We start from the raw sequence: 19,682 nt of genomic DNA, 5'->3' as shown, positions 1-19,682 counted from the left end.
TGTTTTTCTTCGGGCTTTTTTCTTGCTTAAACTTTAATTCTCACTACTTTAAAATTTTAAAAATAAATTCTTTTAAGTTTTGAAATTTATTGAACAAATGACTGATAATCAACAGGTTTGATTTGGTTTATTCCATTGCTATCCTGAATTATATGGATAGGGTAAGTGTTAAGATAATAGCCAGGTGAGTAAGTTTAAAAGCCTTTTACATCACCTTGGTATCAAAACATTTTACATATCTATACCGCATTATATGATAGCCGTTCAGGAAGAAGTAGTTGCTAAACCAGTAGTTCGTAAGTCTAAATTGTGGATGCCTAAGCGGGTGTTAATTACACCGGCTGCCTTGCAAGAACCTTGGGGGCAGCAGATGTACGAGCGGGTTAAATCGTTAGGTTTACCGGTAGAAGAGTTAAAGCAGAACCGTTTAACTGATTTACGCGGCGAAGATGAACGGGAAACTTACCGGAAAGCCAAAAGTACCTTAGCCATTGTAACGACTCCCGCGAGCGCTTTTAAATTACAACCCATTCCTCCATCAGCCGATTATCAGTTTCATTTGGCCGAGGGTTGTCCGGCGCATTGCCAGTATTGTTATTTAGCCGGTAGTTTACAAGGTCCCCCGGTTATCCGGACCTACGCGAACTTGCCGGCAATTCTGGAAAATTTAAAAAATTACCAAAAACCGGGTCAGGTTACCACTTTTGAAGCGAGCTGTTACACTGATCCTTTGGGTATTGAGCATCTGACAGGCAGCCTGTCTGAAACCATACGTTTTTTTGGAGAGCAGGAAAATATGCACTTACGCTGGGTATCTAAGTTCGACCAGGTAGATCATCTTTTAGGTTTAGCGCATAATGGCAACACGCATCCAAGGCTTAGCTTGAATACCAATTTTGTGGCTTCCCTGATGGAGGGCGGTACTGCTTCGGTGGATGCCCGGATTGAAGCTCTCCGGAAATTAGCTATGCCCAAAGCCATGGGTGGAGGAGGTTATAAGGTGGGGGTGGTACTGGCTCCCATTATGCCATTACCCGATTGGGAAGAACAATACACGCATTTACTTGACCGGATAGAACAAGCTTTAAACTTTCCGTGCGAGGTAACTTTTGAGCTGATCACCCATCGCTTTACTCCGGGGTCTAAAGCTTTATTGCAAGAATGGTATCCCAATACATCTGTAGATTTCGACGAAACTAACCGTACTTTTAAGTTTAATAAGTTCGGGGGCAAAAAGTTCGTGTATCCGGCCGTTACCATGGGTATGTTACGCAGCTTCTTTCAAAGCGAGTTGAAGCGGCGGTTTCCGGAGGCTCCCATTTTATACTGGACCTAAAGCAAAAAGGCAGGTTTTCCCTGCCTTTTTTGTTACCCAATTTTTTAAATTATTTGCTTTCCCGAACTATAAACTACAACAAAAAAGCCTTATTCAACAGCTTTTTTAAATAAGCTGTTTTAAGAATTGCAGCGCTTCCTGCGTGAATTGATTTATTTGGAATGCCTCCTGGAAATTTACTTCCGATGGATCCTGGGTTATGGCCTCGGCTAAAACATTTAAATGCTGGGCCAATTCTTCGTAATTTTCTTCTTTAGTACTGGTGTAGTTTTTTAATTCCATAGTGGGTGTTGGTATGCTTTTACTACAACTAAAATCAGGCTAATTGTTCAGGTTAAAATACGAAATCGCACTTCCTTTACTTCCTACAGGAGAAACCCAATTACTTTCCCGGAAAAATTAAAATCATCCGGGAGCACATTAAGTTAATTGCCAAAGATGTATTTTCCAGTACCTACTGATGATTTCAGATGATAAGAATAAAGTAGAAATTTTAATTTTTAAAAAAAATCGTTCTTAGAGCTTAAATTAAATAAAGCAAAGATGAAACTTAGCAAAAACTAACAGGAAAATGGCTTATTAAATAAATTATAAGTTACTGATTAACAGTACGTTTAATAACTTGTCGCCTGAACCATAGCCATTGCTGGACTGTTGTATTTAAGTATGCAGACATTTCAGCCTTCTACTATCTTTTATACTCTAGACGCGCTTAATGACCGTGGTCAGAAAGCTTTACTATCTCACCCAGCGGCGCAACACGAAGCTATTCAGCAGCATAATCGCTTGCCCGCTCTGGAGAGCAATCATTTTCAGGTAAAATCCGAAGTATTGGTTTTAGGTCGGTTAAAGACCTTGGTGTGCCGCGAAAGTGGCCGGAGTTCTGATTTTATTTCGCCGAGTTTAGCCAACGGCTGTATGGGCGCTTGTGCTTATTGTTACGTAGACCGGAACAAAGCCGTAAACCCAATTACCCTATTTACCAACACCGAAGAAATATTAGCGGCCGTAGATAAGCACGTGCAAAAACAAATTTGGCCCAAAGTGCCTAATCAAACCCACGCGCAGTTTTACACCTACGATATTGGTTGTAATTCGGATATTTCGGTGGATGCGGCTATATCGGATAACGTGCAGGTAGCCGTGGATTTTTACCGGAAGCACCCCAAAGCTTTTGCTACTTTTGCCACTAAATTTGTGAACCCCGAACTGCTCACCTACGATCCACAAGGTAAAGTACGGGTCCGGTTTAGTTTACTGCCGCACAAAGTAAGCAAATTGGTAGATGTCCGTACCGACTCCGTAGAAAAACGCATCTTAGCTATTAACGACTTTTACCAGGCTGGTTACGAAGTGCACGTTAATTTTTCGCCGGTTATTGTGTATGACGGTTGGCAGCAAGATTACCGCGAGCTTTTTGAGCAACTAAACGCGGCCGTGCACCCGAAGGTAAAAGAGCAAATGAGCTGCGAAGTTATTTTCTTAACGCACAATTTCTGGCAGCACCAAACCAACTTAGAAATTAACCCTAAAGCCGAGGCCCTTATCTGGACACCCGGAAACCAGGAAACCAAACGCAGCCAGTTTGGCGGTATTAACGTCCGGTACCAACATCAATTAAAGGCTCAATACATTGCCGAATTCAAACAATTACAGCAGGAAATTATTCCTTGGTGCCCCATTCGGTATATATTTTAAAAAAGAAGGCCGGTACTATACCGGCCTTTTTCATTTCGTAATCATTTTGTAATTATTAAATCCGACTGTAATCCGAATCAGATTCTTCCGGTTTAGTTTCTTTGCTACCAAATGGTTGATCATTCGTCCGGATACCGTTGGTATGGCCATCCATTTCGTCGTAGCTGCCTTCAAATTCAAAGCCGGGGCCTTGTGCTATAGATTCTTTACTATCCGGATCATTGGCCCCGTAGCCGGTAGATTCATTTCCGCCAATATGTAAGTTACTCAAAGAGTCTTTCTGATCGTTCCGTTCGGTTTCTCCATTCGGTCCCACGTTCCGGTAAGCGCTTGGATCCATTTGGTTGCCATTTGCTTGGTCTTGGTGGTAATCAGAGTTTACGGATTTAGGTTTATTAGGAGTTGTTTGTTTATCTTCTTCTGCTAATGCCATCGTAGTAATTGCTTAGTGAACTTATCTTTACGCAGCAATAGCAACTAGGTTATTTTTCAACCAACTCCATACAGGTTAATAAAAATTAAAACCAGGGAATTAACCTAGAGCGCCTCTAAACCGCAGGCTTACCTGTTCTACGTGTTGCTTAATCATCGTAAACTTCTCCGGGTTTTTAATTTCCGGTTCGGAGCTACCTTCCAATACCGCTTTAATATATCGTATTTCTTCTTTGGCCGATTTATCTGCCTGGTACTCCCGCGAAGGAGTGTAGGTAGTAAAAATGCGGTCTTCAAACTTCTTAATTAAAACTTGTAACTTTTGGGTTACAATGTCCAACATTTGATCTTTGGATTCGGCATCTTTCAATTTTTCAATTACCTTGATAGTGATTTCTTCCATCTGATTTTTAATTAGGTTTATACTACAAGCTAGTTCCGGTTAGCTGTTGGATAAAGGTTAACTTGCAAACCCCGGACTTAATCTTTTATTAAAATCTTGTTTGAATTTTATTATTAATAGGAGGGCATTTAAGTAGAACCTCCTCATTTTTTAAATTTTATTCCTGAACCGTTTTCTTCTCATCGCTAATACACTCTGATGGAGATATAACACCTGACTTTTAAATTAATCTGTTATATCGTATTATATTAAATAGGTTTCGTTTTAAATGATATAATTAGAAATTAATGTATTTATGTAGTTTGTAGCCTCAAATTTAAGGTATAAAATTTAAATATATGTAATATTTTGTAAAATTAACCTTAATTTTGATGCTTGTTTTATAGAATATAAAAATTTTTAAAAATTTAGAGTTATTTCAACTTTATAATAAGAACTACTTATTTCCATGCATTTAACCCCACGCGAAACGGAAAAACTATTGTTGTATTTGGCCGGTGAATTAGCTGAAAAAAGGCGGGCACGGGGCTTAAAACTAAATTATCCCGAAGCCATTGCTTTAATAAGCAGCCAGGTGCAAGAAGCGGCTCGTGATGGTAAAACCGTGGCAGAGTTAATGCATTTTGGGGCTACTATTTTAACCCGGGAAGACGTGATGGAAGGTATTCCGGAAATGATTGAAGAAATACAAGTAGAGGCCACCTTCCCTGATGGTACCAAACTCGTTACCGTGCATCATCCTATTCGCTAAATTAGAATTATAAGTACATGATTCCAGGAGAGTATTTTATTCCGAAAGGCGATATAGAAGCCAATATTGGCCGCCGAACCGAATCGCTGGTGGTAGTAAATACCGGTGACCGGCCGGTGCAAATAGGGTCGCACTGTCATTTTTTTGAAATAAACCCCGCGTTAGCTTTTAACCGGGAGCAAGCTTTTGGCATGCGTTTAAACATCCCGGCTGGCACCGCCGTGCGCTTCGAACCCGGCGAAGAAAAAACCGTGATGCTAGTAGAATTAGGTGGACACAAAAAAGCTTATGGTATGAACCAACTGGTAAACGGCGATACCACCAACCCCGAAGTTAAAAAGCAAAGCTTACTGAAAGCCGCTGCCGCTCAATTTAAGATGAATGGTTTATGAGCCTGAAGATAAACAAAATTAAGTACGCCAACATGTACGGCCCCACCACCGGGGATAAACTGCGGCTAGCCGATACCAATTTAATTATTGAAATTGAAAAAGATTATACGGTTTACGGCGACGAAAGTAAGTTTGGCGGCGGTAAAACCATTCGCGACGGTATGGGGCAATCCAGCACGGCTATGCGCTCGGAAGGCGTGTTGGATATGGTAATAACCAGCGTAATTGTGCTGGACCATTGGGGCATTGTGAAAGGAGATGTTGGCATTAAAGACGGCAAAATTGTAGGAGTAGGTAAGGCTGGCAATCCGGATATTATGGATGGCGTGCACCCCGATCTGATTATTGGCGCCTCCACGGAAGTGCACGGGGGCGCCGATTTAATTTTAACGGCTGGTGGCATTGATTCGCACATTCATTTTATTTGTCCGCAGCAAATAGAACACGCCCTGTACAGTGGCGTTACTACCATGATTGGCGGCGGCACCGGACCAGCCGATGGCACGAATGCCACGACTGTAACGCCCGGTAAATGGTTTATTCAAAAAATGCTTGAAGCCGCCGAAGCTTTTCCCATGAACCTGGGTTTTTTAGGGAAAGGCAATTGCGCCACCGAAGCTCCCCTGGAAGAGCAAATACTAGCGGGGGCCTTAGGTTTAAAAATTCACGAAGATTGGGGCGCCACTCCTGCCGTGATTGATGCTTCTTTAAAAGTAGCCGACAAATACGATGTGCAGGTAGCCATCCATACGGATACCCTTAATGAGTCTGGTTTTCTGGAGCATACCTTACAAGCCATTAACGGGCGGGTAATTCATACGTATCATACCGAGGGAGCTGGTGGCGGACACGCGCCGGATATTATCCGGGCAGCTTCGTTCGCCAACATTTTGCCTTCATCTACTAATCCCACCCGGCCTTATACCATTAACACCATTGATGAGCACCTGGATATGCTCATGGTGTGTCACCACTTAGATAAAAATGTGCCCGAAGATGTGGCTTTTGCGGATTCGCGCATCCGTCCCGAGACCATTGCGGCCGAAGATATTCTGCATGACATGGGCGTTTTTAGCATGATGAGCTCGGATTCGCAAGCCATGGGTCGGGTAGGGGAAGTAGTAACCCGCACCTGGCAAACCGCCGACAAAATGAAAAAACAACGCGGTTTTTTACCCGAAGATGCCCCGAAGAATAACGATAATTTCCGGGCCAAGCGGTTCGTAGCCAAATACACCATAAATCCGGCCATTACCCATGGCATTGCCACTTACGTGGGTTCTGTGGAATCTGGTAAAATGGCGGATTTAGTGCTTTGGAAACCGGCTTTGTTTGGCGCGAAGCCCGAAATGGTTATTAAGGGCGGAATGATTATCGCGAGTAAAATGGGCGACCCGAATGCCTCTATTCCAACGCCGCAACCGGTCATTTACCGGAAAATGTTTGGCGCGTTTGGCAAAGCTTTATATAAGACCTGCGCCACTTTCGTTTCGCAAGCTGCTTATGATCATGGCATTGTGGCGGAGTACGAACTAAAAAAAATGGTGTTGCCGGTAAGTAATTGCCGGAACATCAGCAAAAAAGATTTGATTCATAACGATCAAACACCCAATATCGAAGTTAACCCGGAGAACTACGAGGTACGCGTGGATGGCGAAAAAATAACCTGTGAACCTTTAAAAGAAGTAGCGCTGGCGCAACGGTATTTCTTATTTTAAGCTGCTGGAAATGGAAAAATTTAAAAAATACCTGTTCCAGCTAGATTGTAGTTTAATACAATGATTATAAAAGAAATAGTAGGAAACACGGCAAGTGTACCTATCAATAATCGGGAGATAGATTATTTGCACCTGGAGTGGTTTGAAACCACCAAACGCATTATTCGCAAAGAAACAGCAAATGGCCTGGAGCTTGCCGTTAAATTATGGCAGGAAGGTATCCGGTTGCAAGAAGGCGACATTTTATGGCTGGATGAGCAAAAAGCCATCGTGGTTTCCATCCTGCCTTGCGAAGCCATTGTCATCACCCCACATAATTTATTGCAAATGGGTACCATCTGCTACGAAATTGGGAATAAACATTTGCCCTTGTTTATTCAGGACGACCAGGTATTAGTATCCTACGAAGCGCCTTTATTTCGCTTGCTGGCCGCCGCGGGTTATGAGCCTACCATCCAAAAGCGGAAACTATTAAATATGTTAAAAGCCAATGTGCAACCCCACGAACACGGCCGGGAAGGTAAATCCAGCGAAACCTTATTTACCAAAATTTTAAATCTGACTACAAAAGCCTGATTATTTTGAGTGCAACTACCAACCTGCTGCATTTGCTGCAACTAGCCGATCCCATGTTACCCATTGGGGGATACAGCCATTCGTACGGTTTGGAAACTTACGTGCAACAGAACCTGGTAAATAGTGTTAGCTCCGCCAGCGAGTTTATTCAAAATATGCTTACCCAAAATATTTTTTACAATGATGCCGCCTTTGTTCATCTGGCTTATCTGACCGCAAGTTCCGGAGATTTAAAGCAATTGCTTTTACTTGATGAAGAATGTACCGCCCTGAAAGGTCCCCGGGAAATCCGGCAGGCCAGTCAAAAGTTAGGCATTCGGTTAATTAAAATATTTCAGCGCTTGATTCATTCGGAGTTTGCTATCGCCTACGAAAATGCCATTATTCAACAAAAAGCGTTTGGTCATTACAGTTTAATTTTTGGCTTGTATGCGCAGGCTTTCGGCATAAGTATTTTGGATGCTTTAACGGCCTTTTATTACAATGCGGCAGCCGGTTTAGTAACTAACTGCGTCAAGCTAATTCCTTTGGGGCAAATGGATGGTCAGGAAATTCTTTTTAAGCTACAAAGTACCATTAACCATCTGGTTCAGGAAAACTTAGTTCTGCCCAGGGACATGGTGGGCGTTTGTTCTGTGGGGTTCGACATCCGGAGCATGCAACACGAGCAACTTTATAGCCGCTTGTATATGTCCTGAAAATTTAAAATTTTAAAAATCCTTTTCCATGCATAATAAAGAACGGAAATACATTAAGATTGGCGTGGCGGGCCCGGTTGGCTCGGGTAAAACGGCTTTAATTGAGCGCTTATCCCGGCAGTTTGTGAATACTTACAGCGTTGGGGTAATTACCAATGATATCTATACAAAAGAAGATGCCGAATTTTTAACCCGCAATAGCCTTTTACCGCCAGAGCGAATTATTGGCGTAGAAACCGGCGGTTGCCCCCACACCGCTATTCGCGAAGATGCCAGTATGAACCTGGAAGCCGTCGACGAACTAGCAACCCGTTTTCCGGATTTGGATATAATTTTCATTGAAAGTGGTGGCGATAATCTTTCGGCTACATTTAGCCCCGAGCTGGCCGATGTAACCATTTTTGTGATTGATGTAGCCGAAGGCGATAAAATTCCTAGGAAAGGGGGACCGGGCATAACGCGTTCCGATTTATTATTGATTAATAAAATAGACTTAGCGCCCTACGTAGGAGCCAGCCTGGAAGTAATGGAGCGGGATGCGGCCCGCATGCGGCCGGGGCGTCCTTTTATCTTTACCAACCTCATGAACCTGCAAGGGCTGGACCAGGTAATTGCCTGGATTAAGAAGTTTGCTTTACTGGAAGATATGGTAGCTACAAAGCAGCCGGAATAGAATGATTAGTGAACTAAAAATTACGGTAGCCAATCGTTTAGGTAAAAGTTACGTTCAGCAAGCTTACGCCACCCATCCGTTTAAAATTGCGCCGGTGGGCGAGCATCCCGAAGATCCTACGCTACACTTAATGATCCGGAGTTCTTCACCAGGTATATTGGATAACGATCAACATCAGATCGAAATTAATGTAAACGAAAGCTGCCACTTAAATCTACAAACCCAATCGTACCAGCGGATTTTTAAAATGGAAACCGGGGCTACCCAGCAAATGGTAGTGAACCTGGCCTCACAAAGTCATTTTTGCTTTTTTCCGCATCCTTTGGTACCGCACGAGAACGCAAAATTTCAGGCGCACACTATCATAAACATGGATCAAAGTGCCAATGTAATTTGGGGCGATATTATAACCTGTGGCCGAAAATTTTCGGGTGAAGTATTCCGGTTTACTTCGTTGCGTACTATTTTAGAAATCTACCGCCACAAAAAACTTATTTTTAAAGATCACCTTTTGCTAACTCCCGGATCAAACCAGGTGACGGGAATGGGACAATTCGAAAATTTTACCCACCAGGCAACCTTGGTTTATGTGCCGGCTTGTCTAGAATCTTCCTTGTTGACTGACTTGCACGCCTATTTTTTAAAAAAAATAAATATTGCCGTTGGTATAACCGAGCTTGCCGCCAAAGGCATACTAATCCGGATTTTAGGACATAGCGGCGAATACTTGTTCTCTTGTCTTCAGGAAGTAAGTTCTTTACTGCAAAAAACAACCATAATTCCGGAAGCTGTTCTCACTCCTTTATAATAATGTTTACATGAATTCTGACTTGCAACTTTTACTCGTTACGGCTATTGGTATAAGTTTTATTCACACCTTAACGGGGCCTGATCATTATGTACCCTTTATTGCGCTTTCTAAATCCCGCAACTGGTCGGTATCCAAAACCATTGCGTGTACCGTAATTTGCGGATTAGGCCACGTGGGTAGTTCTATTGTGCTGGGCTTAATAGGTATTGGTTTGGGCTGGTCGTTATCTAAATTAAGTTGGCTGGAAGAAGTGCGCGGTGGCCTGGCGGGTTGGGGATTACTTTTATTCGGTATATTGTATACAATTTGGGGAATTGAACAAGCTTACCGCAACAAACCACATAAACATTTCGACGCGTACAATGATGGTTCCGTTTATGTGTATGAGCATCGCTCCGGCGAAATTGTTTATTCCCAGGATCGCAAGAAAGTTACCCCGTGGGTGTTGTTCATCATTTTTATTCTGGGCCCTTGCGAACCTCTTATTCCTTTGCTCTCGTACCCGGCAGCTCAAAATTCTACAGGAGGAATATTCTGGTTAGTAGGTATTTTCACGCTCTTTACTTTACTTACAATGGTACTTATGGTAATATTAGGTTATTACGGAATTTCGTTATTTAAAAGTGCTACCTTAGAACGTTACGTGCATGCCATTGGGGGAGCTACTATAATGGTATGCGGTATTGGCATGTTGTTTTTAGGATGGTAAATGTTCCCAATAAAGGTGTTTTAAACAAGCGGTAGATGATATAAGTAGCTTTTATTCTAACTTTAGTGCTTTAATTGTTTTATGATTACTGCCCAAAATGAAAAATTTTAAAAAATATTACATTATACCAGCCGAGCCGGAAGAAATTTACAATGCTTTAACCAATCCTGCTACCTTGCAGCTCTGGACTGGCGAAAAGGCAGAAATGTCTACGGAGCCTGGTTCCGAATTTTCGCTCTGGGACGATAGTATTGTGGGTAAAAATCTGGAGTTTGAAACCGGCCGCAAGATAGTGCAGGAATGGTATTTTGGCGAACAGGCGGAGCCGTCCATTGTGACAATCATTCTGCATCCTCATAAACAAGGCACATCCGTAGAATTACGGCACACCAATATTCCCGATCTGGATTTCGAGGATATTGTGGAAGGCTGGGATTCTACTTATTTTGGAGCACTGCAAGATTTTTACGACGAATAATTATCTGGTATTTTTATAGTTTTAAAAAGCTGATAGATTAATAGAATTGTTGCGGGAGATTTAATTAAATTTGTGTTTCTATGGCTTTATCTTTTACTTCTTTAAACTCCGGCAGCAACGCTAATTGTTATTACGTTGGTAATGAACAAGATGCAGTTTTAGTGGATGCGGGATTATCTTGCCGGGAAACCGAGAAACGTTTACAGCGCTTAAATTTATCTATAAAAAAGGTAAGAGCCATTTTTATATCGCACGAGCATTCTGACCATATTCGGGGGTTAGCCATGCTGGCCCGCAAGCACAAAATTCCGGTATTTATTACCCCAGCTACACTTGTTAATAGCCGCTTTACCACCGAAAGAATTATAACCGTGCCGTTAATTGGCCATAAACCGGTTACTATTGGCGAATTGCAGATTACCGCTTTCCCTAAGTTTCACGATGCCTCTGATCCGCATAGTTTTTTAATTTCTAGCCAAGGTATTAATGTTGGGGTATTTACCGATATTGGCCATGCCTGCGAACAGGTAATTTATTATTTTAAACAATGCCATGCCGCTTTTCTGGAGGCCAACTACGACGATGATTTATTAGATAAAGGGCCTTACCCGTATTATTTAAAAAACAGAATTCGCAGTGGTAAAGGGCATTTATCTAATAAACAAGCCCTTGACTTGTTTATAACGCACAAATCTTCCTATTTGAGTCACGTTTTACTCTCTCACCTTTCCAAGCAAAACAACTGCCCCCAATTAGTGCACGACTTATTTACGGATAATGCCGCCGGCACTAATGTCATTATTGCTTCCCGGTACGAAGAAACCCCGGTTTATACCATTTCAGCAGAATCAATTGCAGAGCCAATCTTATTTCCCGAATCAGCTACTGTTCTAAATAATTAATTTTTAAAAATTTTAGCTCAAACTAGTTTAGGTTTTAACGTGCTAGTCCATTGTTAAACAAGTAAGTTTTTCTTTTCCCGCGTACAAGCGTCCAAATTTCTAATCTTTTCCCCAGCTTGCCCTTACTTAAGTAAGTAGACAAATTAAAATATATAGGATAAGTTGGGGTAAAAGCTCACCTCCCAAGTTTAAGAGGGCAGTGTTGGTTGTTTTTTTATTAAAGTAGCGAGGGAAAATGAATATTCATTTTCGGCCAGGTTCTTAACTTCTGCTTTAGGACGGAGCCTACAATAAATAATTTTAAAAAATTGAGCTAAGTTGTTAATTATAGTCCCGGTTTTATCCCGGTCATCATAAAATTTGCGGCGGCGGCTTTTAAAACTAACTTTGTTGTAGTGTAACAAATTTAATTACGGCATGGCTATTTTATTGGCTATAGAAACTTCTTCTTCCATTTGTTCGGTTGCTCTTTTTCACGATCAGCAATTATTAGCGTTATCGGAGTTGCAAATAGAAAAGTCACACTCTTCGCATATCACGGTTTTAATCAACCAAATGATAGCGAATTGCAACTTATCTATGATGGATATATCCGCTGTAGCCGTTTCGAGTGGACCTGGTTCTTATACGGGCTTGCGAATTGGTACCTCAATTGCTAAGGGATTATGTTTTTCTCTGAACCTTCCGCTGCTGGAAGTGTCTACTTTGCACGCTTTAGCCAGTGCGCAAATCCAAATAACTCCGCAGGCGGAAAAATTTTTATTTTGCCCCATGTTAGACGCCCGTCGAATGGAGGTTTATACGTGTATTGTAAACCACCTGGGCGAAGAGCAATTTCCCATAAAACCCGTAATATTAAGTTCCTCTACTTTCGAGGAGTACTTAGTTAAGCAACCTATTCTGTTTTTTGGCAGCGGTGCTACTAAATTTCAGACTTTAATCGGTAATCATTCCAACGGTATATTTGTTCATTCATTACCTATTTCAGCAAAATACATGGGAGCCATAGCTTACCATAAGTTTAATACGCAACAATACGAAGATGTAGCTTATTACGAACCATTTTACCTGAAAGAGGTTTATATTACATCTGGTACCAAACTCAGCTAATTTTAAAAATGAACGACATTGTAAACAGAGTAGCCGAAAGCTCGCTTATAACTATAAACCTGGAAGAGTTAATTCATTCGGGTGAGCGGGTTGTCTATGATATTAAAGACAACTTGTTTATGGGTTTAATTTTAAAAGAAAAAGATTTCAGAGCCTTTATTAAAGAGAATGATTGGTCTACCTATTCTGGGAAAAACGTAGCCATAATCAATTCGGCCGAAGCAATTGTACCCACCTGGGCTTATATGCTTGTGGCAACTAAGTTACAAAAGTACGCGAATCGTTATGTCTTTGGTACTCTGGAAAATCTAGAGCAAACCTTAATCCAAGATGCCATTGCACAAATAAATGCAGATAATTATAGAGAGGCTAGGCTAGTAATTAAAGGATGCAGTAACATGCAAATTCCCAATTATGCTTACGTAGAAATTATGCATAAGCTTCTGCCTGTTGCCAACAGCATTATGTACGGTGAACCATGTAGTACGGTGCCCATATACAAGAAGCCGAAACCTTAATAGCAACTAAAATCAACGTTAAAATGGTAAATGAAAGCAATTTTTAAATTTTTGTCTAAGATTACCAATGAGTTAAATATATCTTCTAAATAAACATTTGGAAAAGGCATAATTAACCTATTATCTTTGTGCTCCCAAAAGGGGAGAAGGGTAGCTGACCCGCCTTTAGAGTTTAAGAATTTAAAATCAAGTAAAAAGAAATTAGCTTTTTGCTTGCTAAATTAAAAGTTTGTAATTAACTTTGTAACCTGGTTTGTTTAAAAAAACAAAGCTTGTAAATTGAGTTAATTAGCTAATCTAATTAAGAGTTCTTTAAATTTTTAAGTTTAAAATTTGACTTGTTGAAGCGGGAGGCGGCGGTTTTAAGACTGGCAAAAAGTTTTAAAAAAAGTGGCGAAAAGATTTGGAGGGAAGGAAAAGAATTCAGACTTTTGCACTCCCAATTCGGCAGCTGGTTGAAAGGGAAGTAAGGAGAGTGGAAAAAAGCGGGAGCCAGCAGGGAACTAAGCGGAGCGGTTTAAGCGTTGTGATTTAGGTTCTGGCGGGAAGGCAAGCAAAGAAGAGAGCAGAAAAAAAAATAAAAAATATTTTTGCTTTTAGATTTGGAGAAAATAAAAAAGATGCTGACCTTTGTGCTCCCAAATAAAAAGAAGGGTTTCTCCGGCAGGGAGGAAAGAGAAAAAGTAAAAAAAACAGCTACTAACTAATCAATAAAGAGTAGTACAAGTTCAACCAGGAAGTGGTTGGAGCAAGTTCTTTGAATGAGTGAAAAGAGAAAATAGCAAACCGCATAAGTGCTATATCTAACTTACGGGTTAGAGGGTCTTATGTTAAAAGAGAGCACAGGTAACGATCCAGCGAGACACAAGGAGCAGCAATGCTTCACAATAATATTCTACAATGGAGAGTTTGATCCTGGCTCAGGATGAACGCTAGCGGCAGGCCTAATACATGCAAGTCGAACGGGCTGGAGCAGCAATGCTTCAGTTAGTGGCGCACGGGTGCGTAACGCGTATGCAACCTACCTTTTATTGGGGGATAGCCCGGAGAAATCCGGATTAATACCGCATAATATCATTTGAGGGCATCTGAGGATGATTAAAGCTGAGGCGATAAAAGATGGGCATGCGTGTCATTAGCTAGTTGGTTGAGGTAACGGCTCACCAAGGCGACGATGACTAGGGGTTCTGAGAGGATGATCCCCCACACTGGTACTGAGATACGGACCAGACTCCTACGGGAGGCAGCAGTAGGGAATATTGGGCAATGGAGGCAACTCTGACCCAGCCATGCCGCGTGCAGGATGAAGGCCTTCTGGGTTGTAAACTGCTTTTATCTAGGAAGAAAATACTCTTGCGAGAGGAACTGACGGTACTAGATGAATAAGCACCGGCTAACTCCGTGCCAGCAGCCGCGGTAATACGGAGGGTGCAAGCGTTGTCCGGATTTATTGGGTTTAAAGGGTGCGTAGGCGGCTTCATAAGTCCGTGGTGAAAGCCAACAGCTCAACTGTTGAACTGCCATGGATACTGTGAGGCTTGAGTACAGACGAGGTAGGCGGAATGGATCGTGTAGCGGTGAAATGCATAGATACGATCCAGAACTCCGATTGCGAAGGCAGCTTACTAGGCTGTAACTGACGCTGAGGCACGAAAGCGTGGGGAGCGAACAGGATTAGATACCCTGGTAGTCCACGCTGTAAACGATGATAACTCGATGTTGGCGATACACAGTCAGCGTCTTAGCGAAAGCGTTAAGTTATCCACCTGGGGAGTACGCCCGCAAGGGTGAAACTCAAAGGAATTGACGGGGGCCCGCACAAGCGGTGGAGCATGTGGTTTAATTCGATGATACGCGAGGAACCTTACCTAGGCTAGAATGCGCGTGACCGCCTCAGAGATGAGGCTTCCCTTCGGGGCACAAAGCAAGGTGCTGCATGGCTGTCGTCAGCTCGTGCCGTGAGGTGTTGGGTTAAGTCCCGCAACGAGCGCAACCCCTATCTTTAGTTGCCAGCACGTCATGGTGGGGACTCTAGAGAGACTGCCTGCGCAAGCAGTGAGGAAGGTGGGGACGACGTCAAGTCATCATGGCCCTTACGCCTAGGGCTACACACGTGCTACAATGGGCGGTACAGAGGGTCGCTACTTAGTAATAAGATGCCAATCTCAAAAAACCGTTCTCAGTTCGGATTGAGGTCTGCAACTCGACCTCATGAAGCTGGAATCGCTAGTAATCGCGTATCAGCAATGACGCGGTGAATACGTTCCCGGGCCTTGTACACACCGCCCGTCAAGCCATGGAAGTCAGGGAGACCTGAAGACGGTAACCGTTAAGGAGCCGTTTAGGGTAAAACTGGTAACTGGGGCTAAGTCGTAACAAGGTAGCCGTACCGGAAGGTGCGGCTGGATCACCTCCTTTCTGGAGCTGATTGTTACAGCTTTACTTTAACAGGTTTGTTATTTTCTTTTCCTTATTCAAATCCTAAGAGGCTAACCACAGCAGGTGGTTGGTAAAACAAAAAAGAAGTGGCATCACAGCTGCGTGTAAGCCAAAGGGCGAAAAGCTGGGCAGAACGGATAGAGAGAAGAGGAAAGTTTAGAAGCCGGAGCTTGCCACTCAACTAAAAGCTGAGGGCTTGTAGCTCAGGTGGTTAGAGCGCTACACTGATAATGTAGAGGTCCCTGGTTCGAGTCCAGGCAGGCCCACTCTATAGAACTAGGGGGATTAGCTCAGCTGGCTAGAGCGCCTGCTTTGCACGCAGGAGGTCAACGGTTCGACTCCGTTATTCTCCACACTTCATTCAATTAAGTAAAGACAGCAGGTCTTTACTACACTTAGGGCAGATTATTAGAAGCCAGATGATTAACATCGAGGGTCTAAGATCTACAACTAAAAAGTTCTTTGACATAATGGTAAGAGAAGAAACTAGAGTAGACAAAAATACGAGTAAAGAGTAAACGATTTTATTAAGAAAGTTACTAAGGGCGTATGGGGGATGCCTAGGCTCTCAAAGGCGAGGAAGGACGTGATAAGCTGCGATAAGCTCGGGGGATTGGCACATACGAATTGATCCCGAGATTTCCGAATGGGGCAACCCGGCTGGTTGAAGACCAGTCACACCGCAAGGTGAGCAAACCCGGAGAACTGAAACATCTAAGTACCCGGAGGAAGAGAAAATAAGAATGATTCCGTTAGTAGTGGCGAGCGAACCCGGAAGAGCCCAAACCAGTATTGTTACGGCAATACTGGGGTTGTAGGACCACGAGGTGGGACTGAAAATTAAAGCTAAATTACCTGGAAAGGTAAGCCAGAGAAGGTGATAGCCCTGTCAGCGTAAGCTTTTCAGCCCTAGTGGGATCCTGAGTAGGGCGGGACCAGCGAAATCCCGTCTGAATCTGCCGGTACCATCCGGTAAGGCTAAATACTTTTGAGAGACCGATAGTGAACCAGTACCGTGAGGGAAAGGTGAAAAGAACCTTGAATAAAGGAGTGAAATAGAACCTGAAACCATACGCTTACAAGCGGTCGGAGGTCTTTCGTGGACTGACGGCGTGCCTTTTGCATAATGAGCCTACGAGTTACTCCTCTCTGGCAAGGTTAAATGTTTGAAAACATGGAGCCGCAGCGAAAGCGAGTCTGAATAGGGCGCATAGTCAGAGGGGGTAGACGCGAAACTTTGTGATCTACCCTTGACCAGGTTGAAGTGTGGGTAACACCACATGGAGGACCGAACCAGTTTCCGTTGAAAAGGATTTGGATGAGTTGAGGGTAGGGGTGAAAGGCCAATCAAACTGAGAAATAGCTCGTACTCCCCGAAATGTTTTTAGGAACAGCGTCGTGGTTAGAGTTTGCTAGAGGTAGAGCTACCGATTGGACTAGGGGGAGTCACATCCTACCGAATCCAGACGAACTCCGAATGCTAGTAAATATACACGGCAGTGAGGCTTGGGGTGCTAAGGTCCCAGGCCGAGAGGGAAACAACCCAGACCATCCGCTAAGGTCCCTAAATTTATACTAAGTTGAACAAAGGAGGTCCAGTTGCTTTGACAGCCAGGATGTTGGCTTGGAAGCAGCCATTCATTTAAAGAGTGCGTAACAGCTCACTGGTCGAGCGACAGGGCATCGATAATAATCGGGCATCAAGTATAATACCGAAGCGATGGATATGTAGTAATACATGTGGTAGGGGAGCATTCTCAACAGCGTCGAAGGTGCCTGGTAATGGGTGCTGGAGCGTTGAGAAAAGCAAATGTAGGCATAAGTAACGATAAGGCAGGTGAGAAACCTGCCCGCCGCAAGACTAAGGTTTCCTGAACAACGCTAATCGGTTCAGGGTTAGTCGGGTCCTAAGGCAATACCGACAGGTTAAGTCGATGGACAACGGGTTAATATTCCCGTACTAGCTTATTAGAGTGATGTGGTGACGGAGGAGTGAAAGGTCTGCGCACTGACGGAATAGTGCGTTGAAGTCCGTAGTTAAAAGTTTGGTAGGCAAATCCGCCGGACTTGATGAAAGACGATAGTACTCTGCGCCTTCGGGCAAGGAGATAATGACCCTAATCAGACTTCCAAGAAAACCCGCTAAGCGATTACTAATAAGCTACCCGTACCGTAAACCGACACAGGTAGTCGAGGAGAGCATCCTCAGGCGCTCGAGTGAATCACGGCCAAGGAACTCGGCAAAATGGCCCTGTAACTTCGGGAGAAGGGGCGCTTCCTTGCAGCGATGCAAGAAGCCGCAGTGAAAAGGCCCAGGCGACTGTTTAACAAAAACACATGGCTTTGCGAAATCGAAAGATGAAGTATAAGGCCTGACACCTGCCCGGTGCTGGAAGGTTAAGAGGGGGGGTTAGCCGCAAGGCGAAGCTCTGAATCGAAGCCCCAGTAAACGGCGGCCGTAACTATAACGGTCCTAAGGTAGCGAAATTCCTTGTCGGGTAAGTTCCGACCTGCACGAATGGTGTAACGATCTGGGCGCTGTCTCAGCCGTGAGCTCGGTGAAATTGTAGTCTCGGTGAAGATGCCGAGTACCCGCAACGGGACGGAAAGACCCCGTGCACCTTTACTATAGCTTAACATTGACTCTGGATAACTCATGTGTAGGATAGGTGGGAGACTATGAAGCGGCGTCGCTAGGCGTCGTGGAGTCAACGTTGAAATACCACCCTTGAGTTATTTGGAGCCTAATCTCGAAAGGGAAACAGTGTTTGGTGGGTAGTTTGACTGGGGTGGTCGCCTCCAAAAGAGTAACGGAGGCTTTCAAAGGTACCCTCAGCACGCTTGGTAACCGTGCGTAGAGTGCAATAGCAGAAGGGTGCTTGACTGTGAGGCCGACAAGCCGAGCAGGTACGAAAGTAGGATATAGTGATCCGGTGGTTCCGCATGGAAGGGCCATCGCTCAAAGGATAAAAGGTACGCCGGGGATAACAGGCTGATCTCCCCCAAGAGCTCATATCGACGGGGAGGTTTGGCACCTCGATGTCGGCTCGTCACGTCCTGGGGCTGGAGAAGGTCCCAAGGGTTCGGCTGTTCGCCGATTAAAGTGGCACGCGAGCTGGGTTCAGAACGTCGTGAGACAGTTCGGTCCCTATCTGTTGTGGGCGTAAGAAATTTGCGAGGACCTGACCTTAGTACGAGAGGACCGGGTTGGACCAGCCGCTAGTGCACCGGTTGTGGCGCCAGCTGCAGCGCCGGGTAGCTACGCTGGGATGAGATAAGCGCTGAAAGCATCTAAGTGCGAAACTCACCTCAAGATGAGATTTCTTTTAAGGGTCGTGAAAGATGATCACGTTGATAGGCGGTAGGTGTAAAGCAAGAAACTGCAAAGCTGAGCCGTACTAATTACCCGTAAGCTTTCTTAATAGCCCTTCGTTTTCTGGTTTACGCGGTGTTTACTGCCAAGGACTTCTCTTACCGTATTATGTTAAAAGACTAAAAAATAGCAAAGCTGCCTAGCGCAGCTTCCCAGCCAGGTGCTGGAGCACAATAATGGTGGTTATAGCGCGGGTGTTCACCTCTTCCCATTCCGAACAGAGAAGTTAAGCCCCGTAGCGCCAATGGTACTGCAATCACATGCGGGAGAGTAGGTAGCCGCCAACCCCCTTTCTTCTGAATAGCCTCTTTCCTTCAACCGAAAGAGGCTTTTCTGCTTTTATACCCCTACCTACCACCACCAAACCAAACAACTAACATACACCTCTCCCCAAACAACTAACAGTTAGCGAAACTCAAATAATCACAAAAATTTAAAATAGCGAAACAATTTAATATTCAGCAGTAAAAACATTCAATTAGTTTGATGCTATCACAGGTTAGATGATCGTTAATATACCTTTTGCAATCAAAGTATTTGCATAAGCAATAAGCATAGTTGATTTACTGCTCCTTGCAGGAAGCTTGGCTCAAATACAATAGGAAGTCTTTAGAAGAGGGGAAATACCAACTAGTGAAACCGACTAGTAATGAGCTGATCTGCTC

Annotated in this window: 17 protein-coding genes, 2 tRNA genes and 3 rRNA genes; 19 read left to right on the top strand and 3 right to left on the bottom strand. The window is 43.7% G+C overall.

Annotated features, from left to right (window positions below):
* The first annotated feature begins 253 nt into the window (after positions 1-253).
* Positions 254-1,336, top strand: a complete 1,083-nt coding sequence (locus tag HUW51_RS22385) for an SPL family radical SAM protein (RefSeq protein ID WP_185271819.1) — start codon at positions 254-256, stop codon at positions 1,334-1,336.
* Between the two features lie 105 nt (positions 1,337-1,441).
* Here the strand turns inward: HUW51_RS22385 and HUW51_RS22380 are convergent, their stop codons facing one another.
* Positions 1,442-1,618, bottom strand: coding sequence for a hypothetical protein (locus HUW51_RS22380; RefSeq protein WP_185271818.1), 177 nt, complete (start codon positions 1,616-1,618; stop codon positions 1,442-1,444).
* 384 nt (positions 1,619-2,002) lie between these two features.
* On the opposite strand from HUW51_RS22380, the gene HUW51_RS22375 reads away from it, so the two are divergent.
* Complete coding sequence (locus tag HUW51_RS22375) at positions 2,003-3,034, top strand: spore photoproduct lyase family protein (protein ID WP_185271817.1); 1,032 nt, start codon at positions 2,003-2,005, stop codon at positions 3,032-3,034.
* Between the two features lie 55 nt (positions 3,035-3,089).
* On the opposite strand, the gene HUW51_RS22370 is transcribed toward HUW51_RS22375, so the two are convergent.
* Together HUW51_RS22370 and HUW51_RS22365 are read right to left on the bottom strand one after the other, a co-directional pair.
* Positions 3,090-3,467 carry a hypothetical protein gene (locus tag HUW51_RS22370; protein ID WP_185271816.1) on the bottom strand — a complete coding sequence of 126 codons (378 nt, stop codon included), beginning with the start codon at positions 3,465-3,467 and terminating at the stop codon, positions 3,090-3,092.
* Positions 3,468-3,566: 99 nt separating this feature from the next.
* The gene (locus HUW51_RS22365; RefSeq protein WP_185271815.1) at positions 3,567-3,869 is read right to left on the bottom strand and encodes a hypothetical protein; all 303 of its coding nucleotides are present in this window, start codon (positions 3,867-3,869) and stop codon (positions 3,567-3,569) included.
* A gap of 448 nt (positions 3,870-4,317) precedes the next feature.
* Here HUW51_RS22365 and ureA point away from each other — a divergent pair, with 448 nt between their 5' ends.
* From ureA to rrf, 17 genes are all read left to right on the top strand, one after another.
* A complete protein-coding gene (gene ureA, locus HUW51_RS22360) occupies positions 4,318-4,620 on the top strand; it encodes an urease subunit gamma (RefSeq protein WP_185271814.1) in 303 nt (100 codons plus the stop codon).
* A gap of 17 nt (positions 4,621-4,637) precedes the next feature.
* Positions 4,638-5,012, top strand: coding sequence for an urease subunit beta (locus tag HUW51_RS22355; protein WP_185271813.1), 375 nt, complete (start codon positions 4,638-4,640; stop codon positions 5,010-5,012).
* A complete protein-coding gene (ureC, locus tag HUW51_RS22350; protein ID WP_185271812.1) occupies positions 5,009-6,730 on the top strand; it encodes an urease subunit alpha in 1,722 nt (573 codons plus the stop codon). The genes HUW51_RS22355 and ureC overlap by 4 nt, the downstream gene beginning before the upstream one ends.
* A 60-nt stretch (positions 6,731-6,790) precedes the next feature.
* Positions 6,791-7,306, top strand: a complete 516-nt coding sequence (gene ureE / locus HUW51_RS22345; RefSeq protein ID WP_185271811.1) for an urease accessory protein UreE — start codon at positions 6,791-6,793, stop codon at positions 7,304-7,306.
* A gap of 5 nt (positions 7,307-7,311) precedes the next feature.
* Entirely contained in the window at positions 7,312-8,004 is a 693-nt protein-coding gene (locus HUW51_RS22340; RefSeq protein ID WP_228466833.1) for an urease accessory protein UreF, read from the top strand.
* 28 nt (positions 8,005-8,032) lie between these two features.
* Complete coding sequence (gene ureG, locus HUW51_RS22335) at positions 8,033-8,677, top strand: urease accessory protein UreG (protein WP_185271810.1); 645 nt, start codon at positions 8,033-8,035, stop codon at positions 8,675-8,677.
* Position 8,678: 1 nt separating this feature from the next.
* Positions 8,679-9,485 (top strand): urease accessory protein UreD, encoded by an 807-nt coding sequence (locus tag HUW51_RS22330; protein WP_185271809.1) that lies wholly within the window; start codon positions 8,679-8,681, stop codon positions 9,483-9,485.
* A 10-nt stretch (positions 9,486-9,495) separates the two neighbouring features.
* Positions 9,496-10,197, top strand: a complete 702-nt coding sequence (locus tag HUW51_RS22325; RefSeq protein ID WP_185271808.1) for a sulfite exporter TauE/SafE family protein — start codon at positions 9,496-9,498, stop codon at positions 10,195-10,197.
* A gap of 97 nt (positions 10,198-10,294) precedes the next feature.
* The gene (locus tag HUW51_RS22320) at positions 10,295-10,675 is read left to right on the top strand and encodes an SRPBCC domain-containing protein (RefSeq protein WP_185271807.1); all 381 of its coding nucleotides are present in this window, start codon (positions 10,295-10,297) and stop codon (positions 10,673-10,675) included.
* Positions 10,676-10,755: 80 nt separating this feature from the next.
* The gene (locus tag HUW51_RS22315; RefSeq protein ID WP_185271806.1) at positions 10,756-11,577 is read left to right on the top strand and encodes an MBL fold metallo-hydrolase; all 822 of its coding nucleotides are present in this window, start codon (positions 10,756-10,758) and stop codon (positions 11,575-11,577) included.
* A 417-nt stretch (positions 11,578-11,994) separates the two neighbouring features.
* Positions 11,995-12,687 (top strand): tRNA (adenosine(37)-N6)-threonylcarbamoyltransferase complex dimerization subunit type 1 TsaB, encoded by a 693-nt coding sequence (gene tsaB, locus HUW51_RS22310; RefSeq protein ID WP_185271805.1) that lies wholly within the window; start codon positions 11,995-11,997, stop codon positions 12,685-12,687.
* 8 nt (positions 12,688-12,695) lie between these two features.
* Entirely contained in the window at positions 12,696-13,205 is a 510-nt protein-coding gene (locus HUW51_RS22305; RefSeq protein ID WP_185271804.1) for a DUF2480 family protein, read from the top strand.
* Positions 13,206-14,102: 897 nt separating this feature from the next.
* A 16S ribosomal RNA gene (locus HUW51_RS22300) occupies positions 14,103-15,623 on the top strand.
* A gap of 213 nt (positions 15,624-15,836) precedes the next feature.
* Positions 15,837-15,910: transfer RNA gene (locus tag HUW51_RS22295), tRNA-Ile, on the top strand.
* Between the two features lie 13 nt (positions 15,911-15,923).
* Positions 15,924-15,997: transfer RNA gene (locus tag HUW51_RS22290), tRNA-Ala, on the top strand.
* Between the two features lie 176 nt (positions 15,998-16,173).
* Positions 16,174-19,066, top strand: a 23S ribosomal RNA gene (locus HUW51_RS22285).
* Between the two features lie 126 nt (positions 19,067-19,192).
* Positions 19,193-19,304, top strand: a 5S ribosomal RNA gene (gene rrf, locus HUW51_RS22280).
* The 16S, 23S and 5S rRNA genes sit together here with 2 tRNA genes alongside, the layout of an rRNA operon.
* Positions 19,305-19,682: the final 378 nt, after the last annotated feature.

It is taken from the genome of Adhaeribacter swui, from assembly GCF_014217805.1.
GTDB lineage: Bacteria > Bacteroidota > Bacteroidia > Cytophagales > Hymenobacteraceae > Adhaeribacter > Adhaeribacter swui.
The sequence above is the reverse complement of the archived record's forward strand: the minus strand, read 5'-3'. Positions and strand labels throughout refer to the sequence as shown.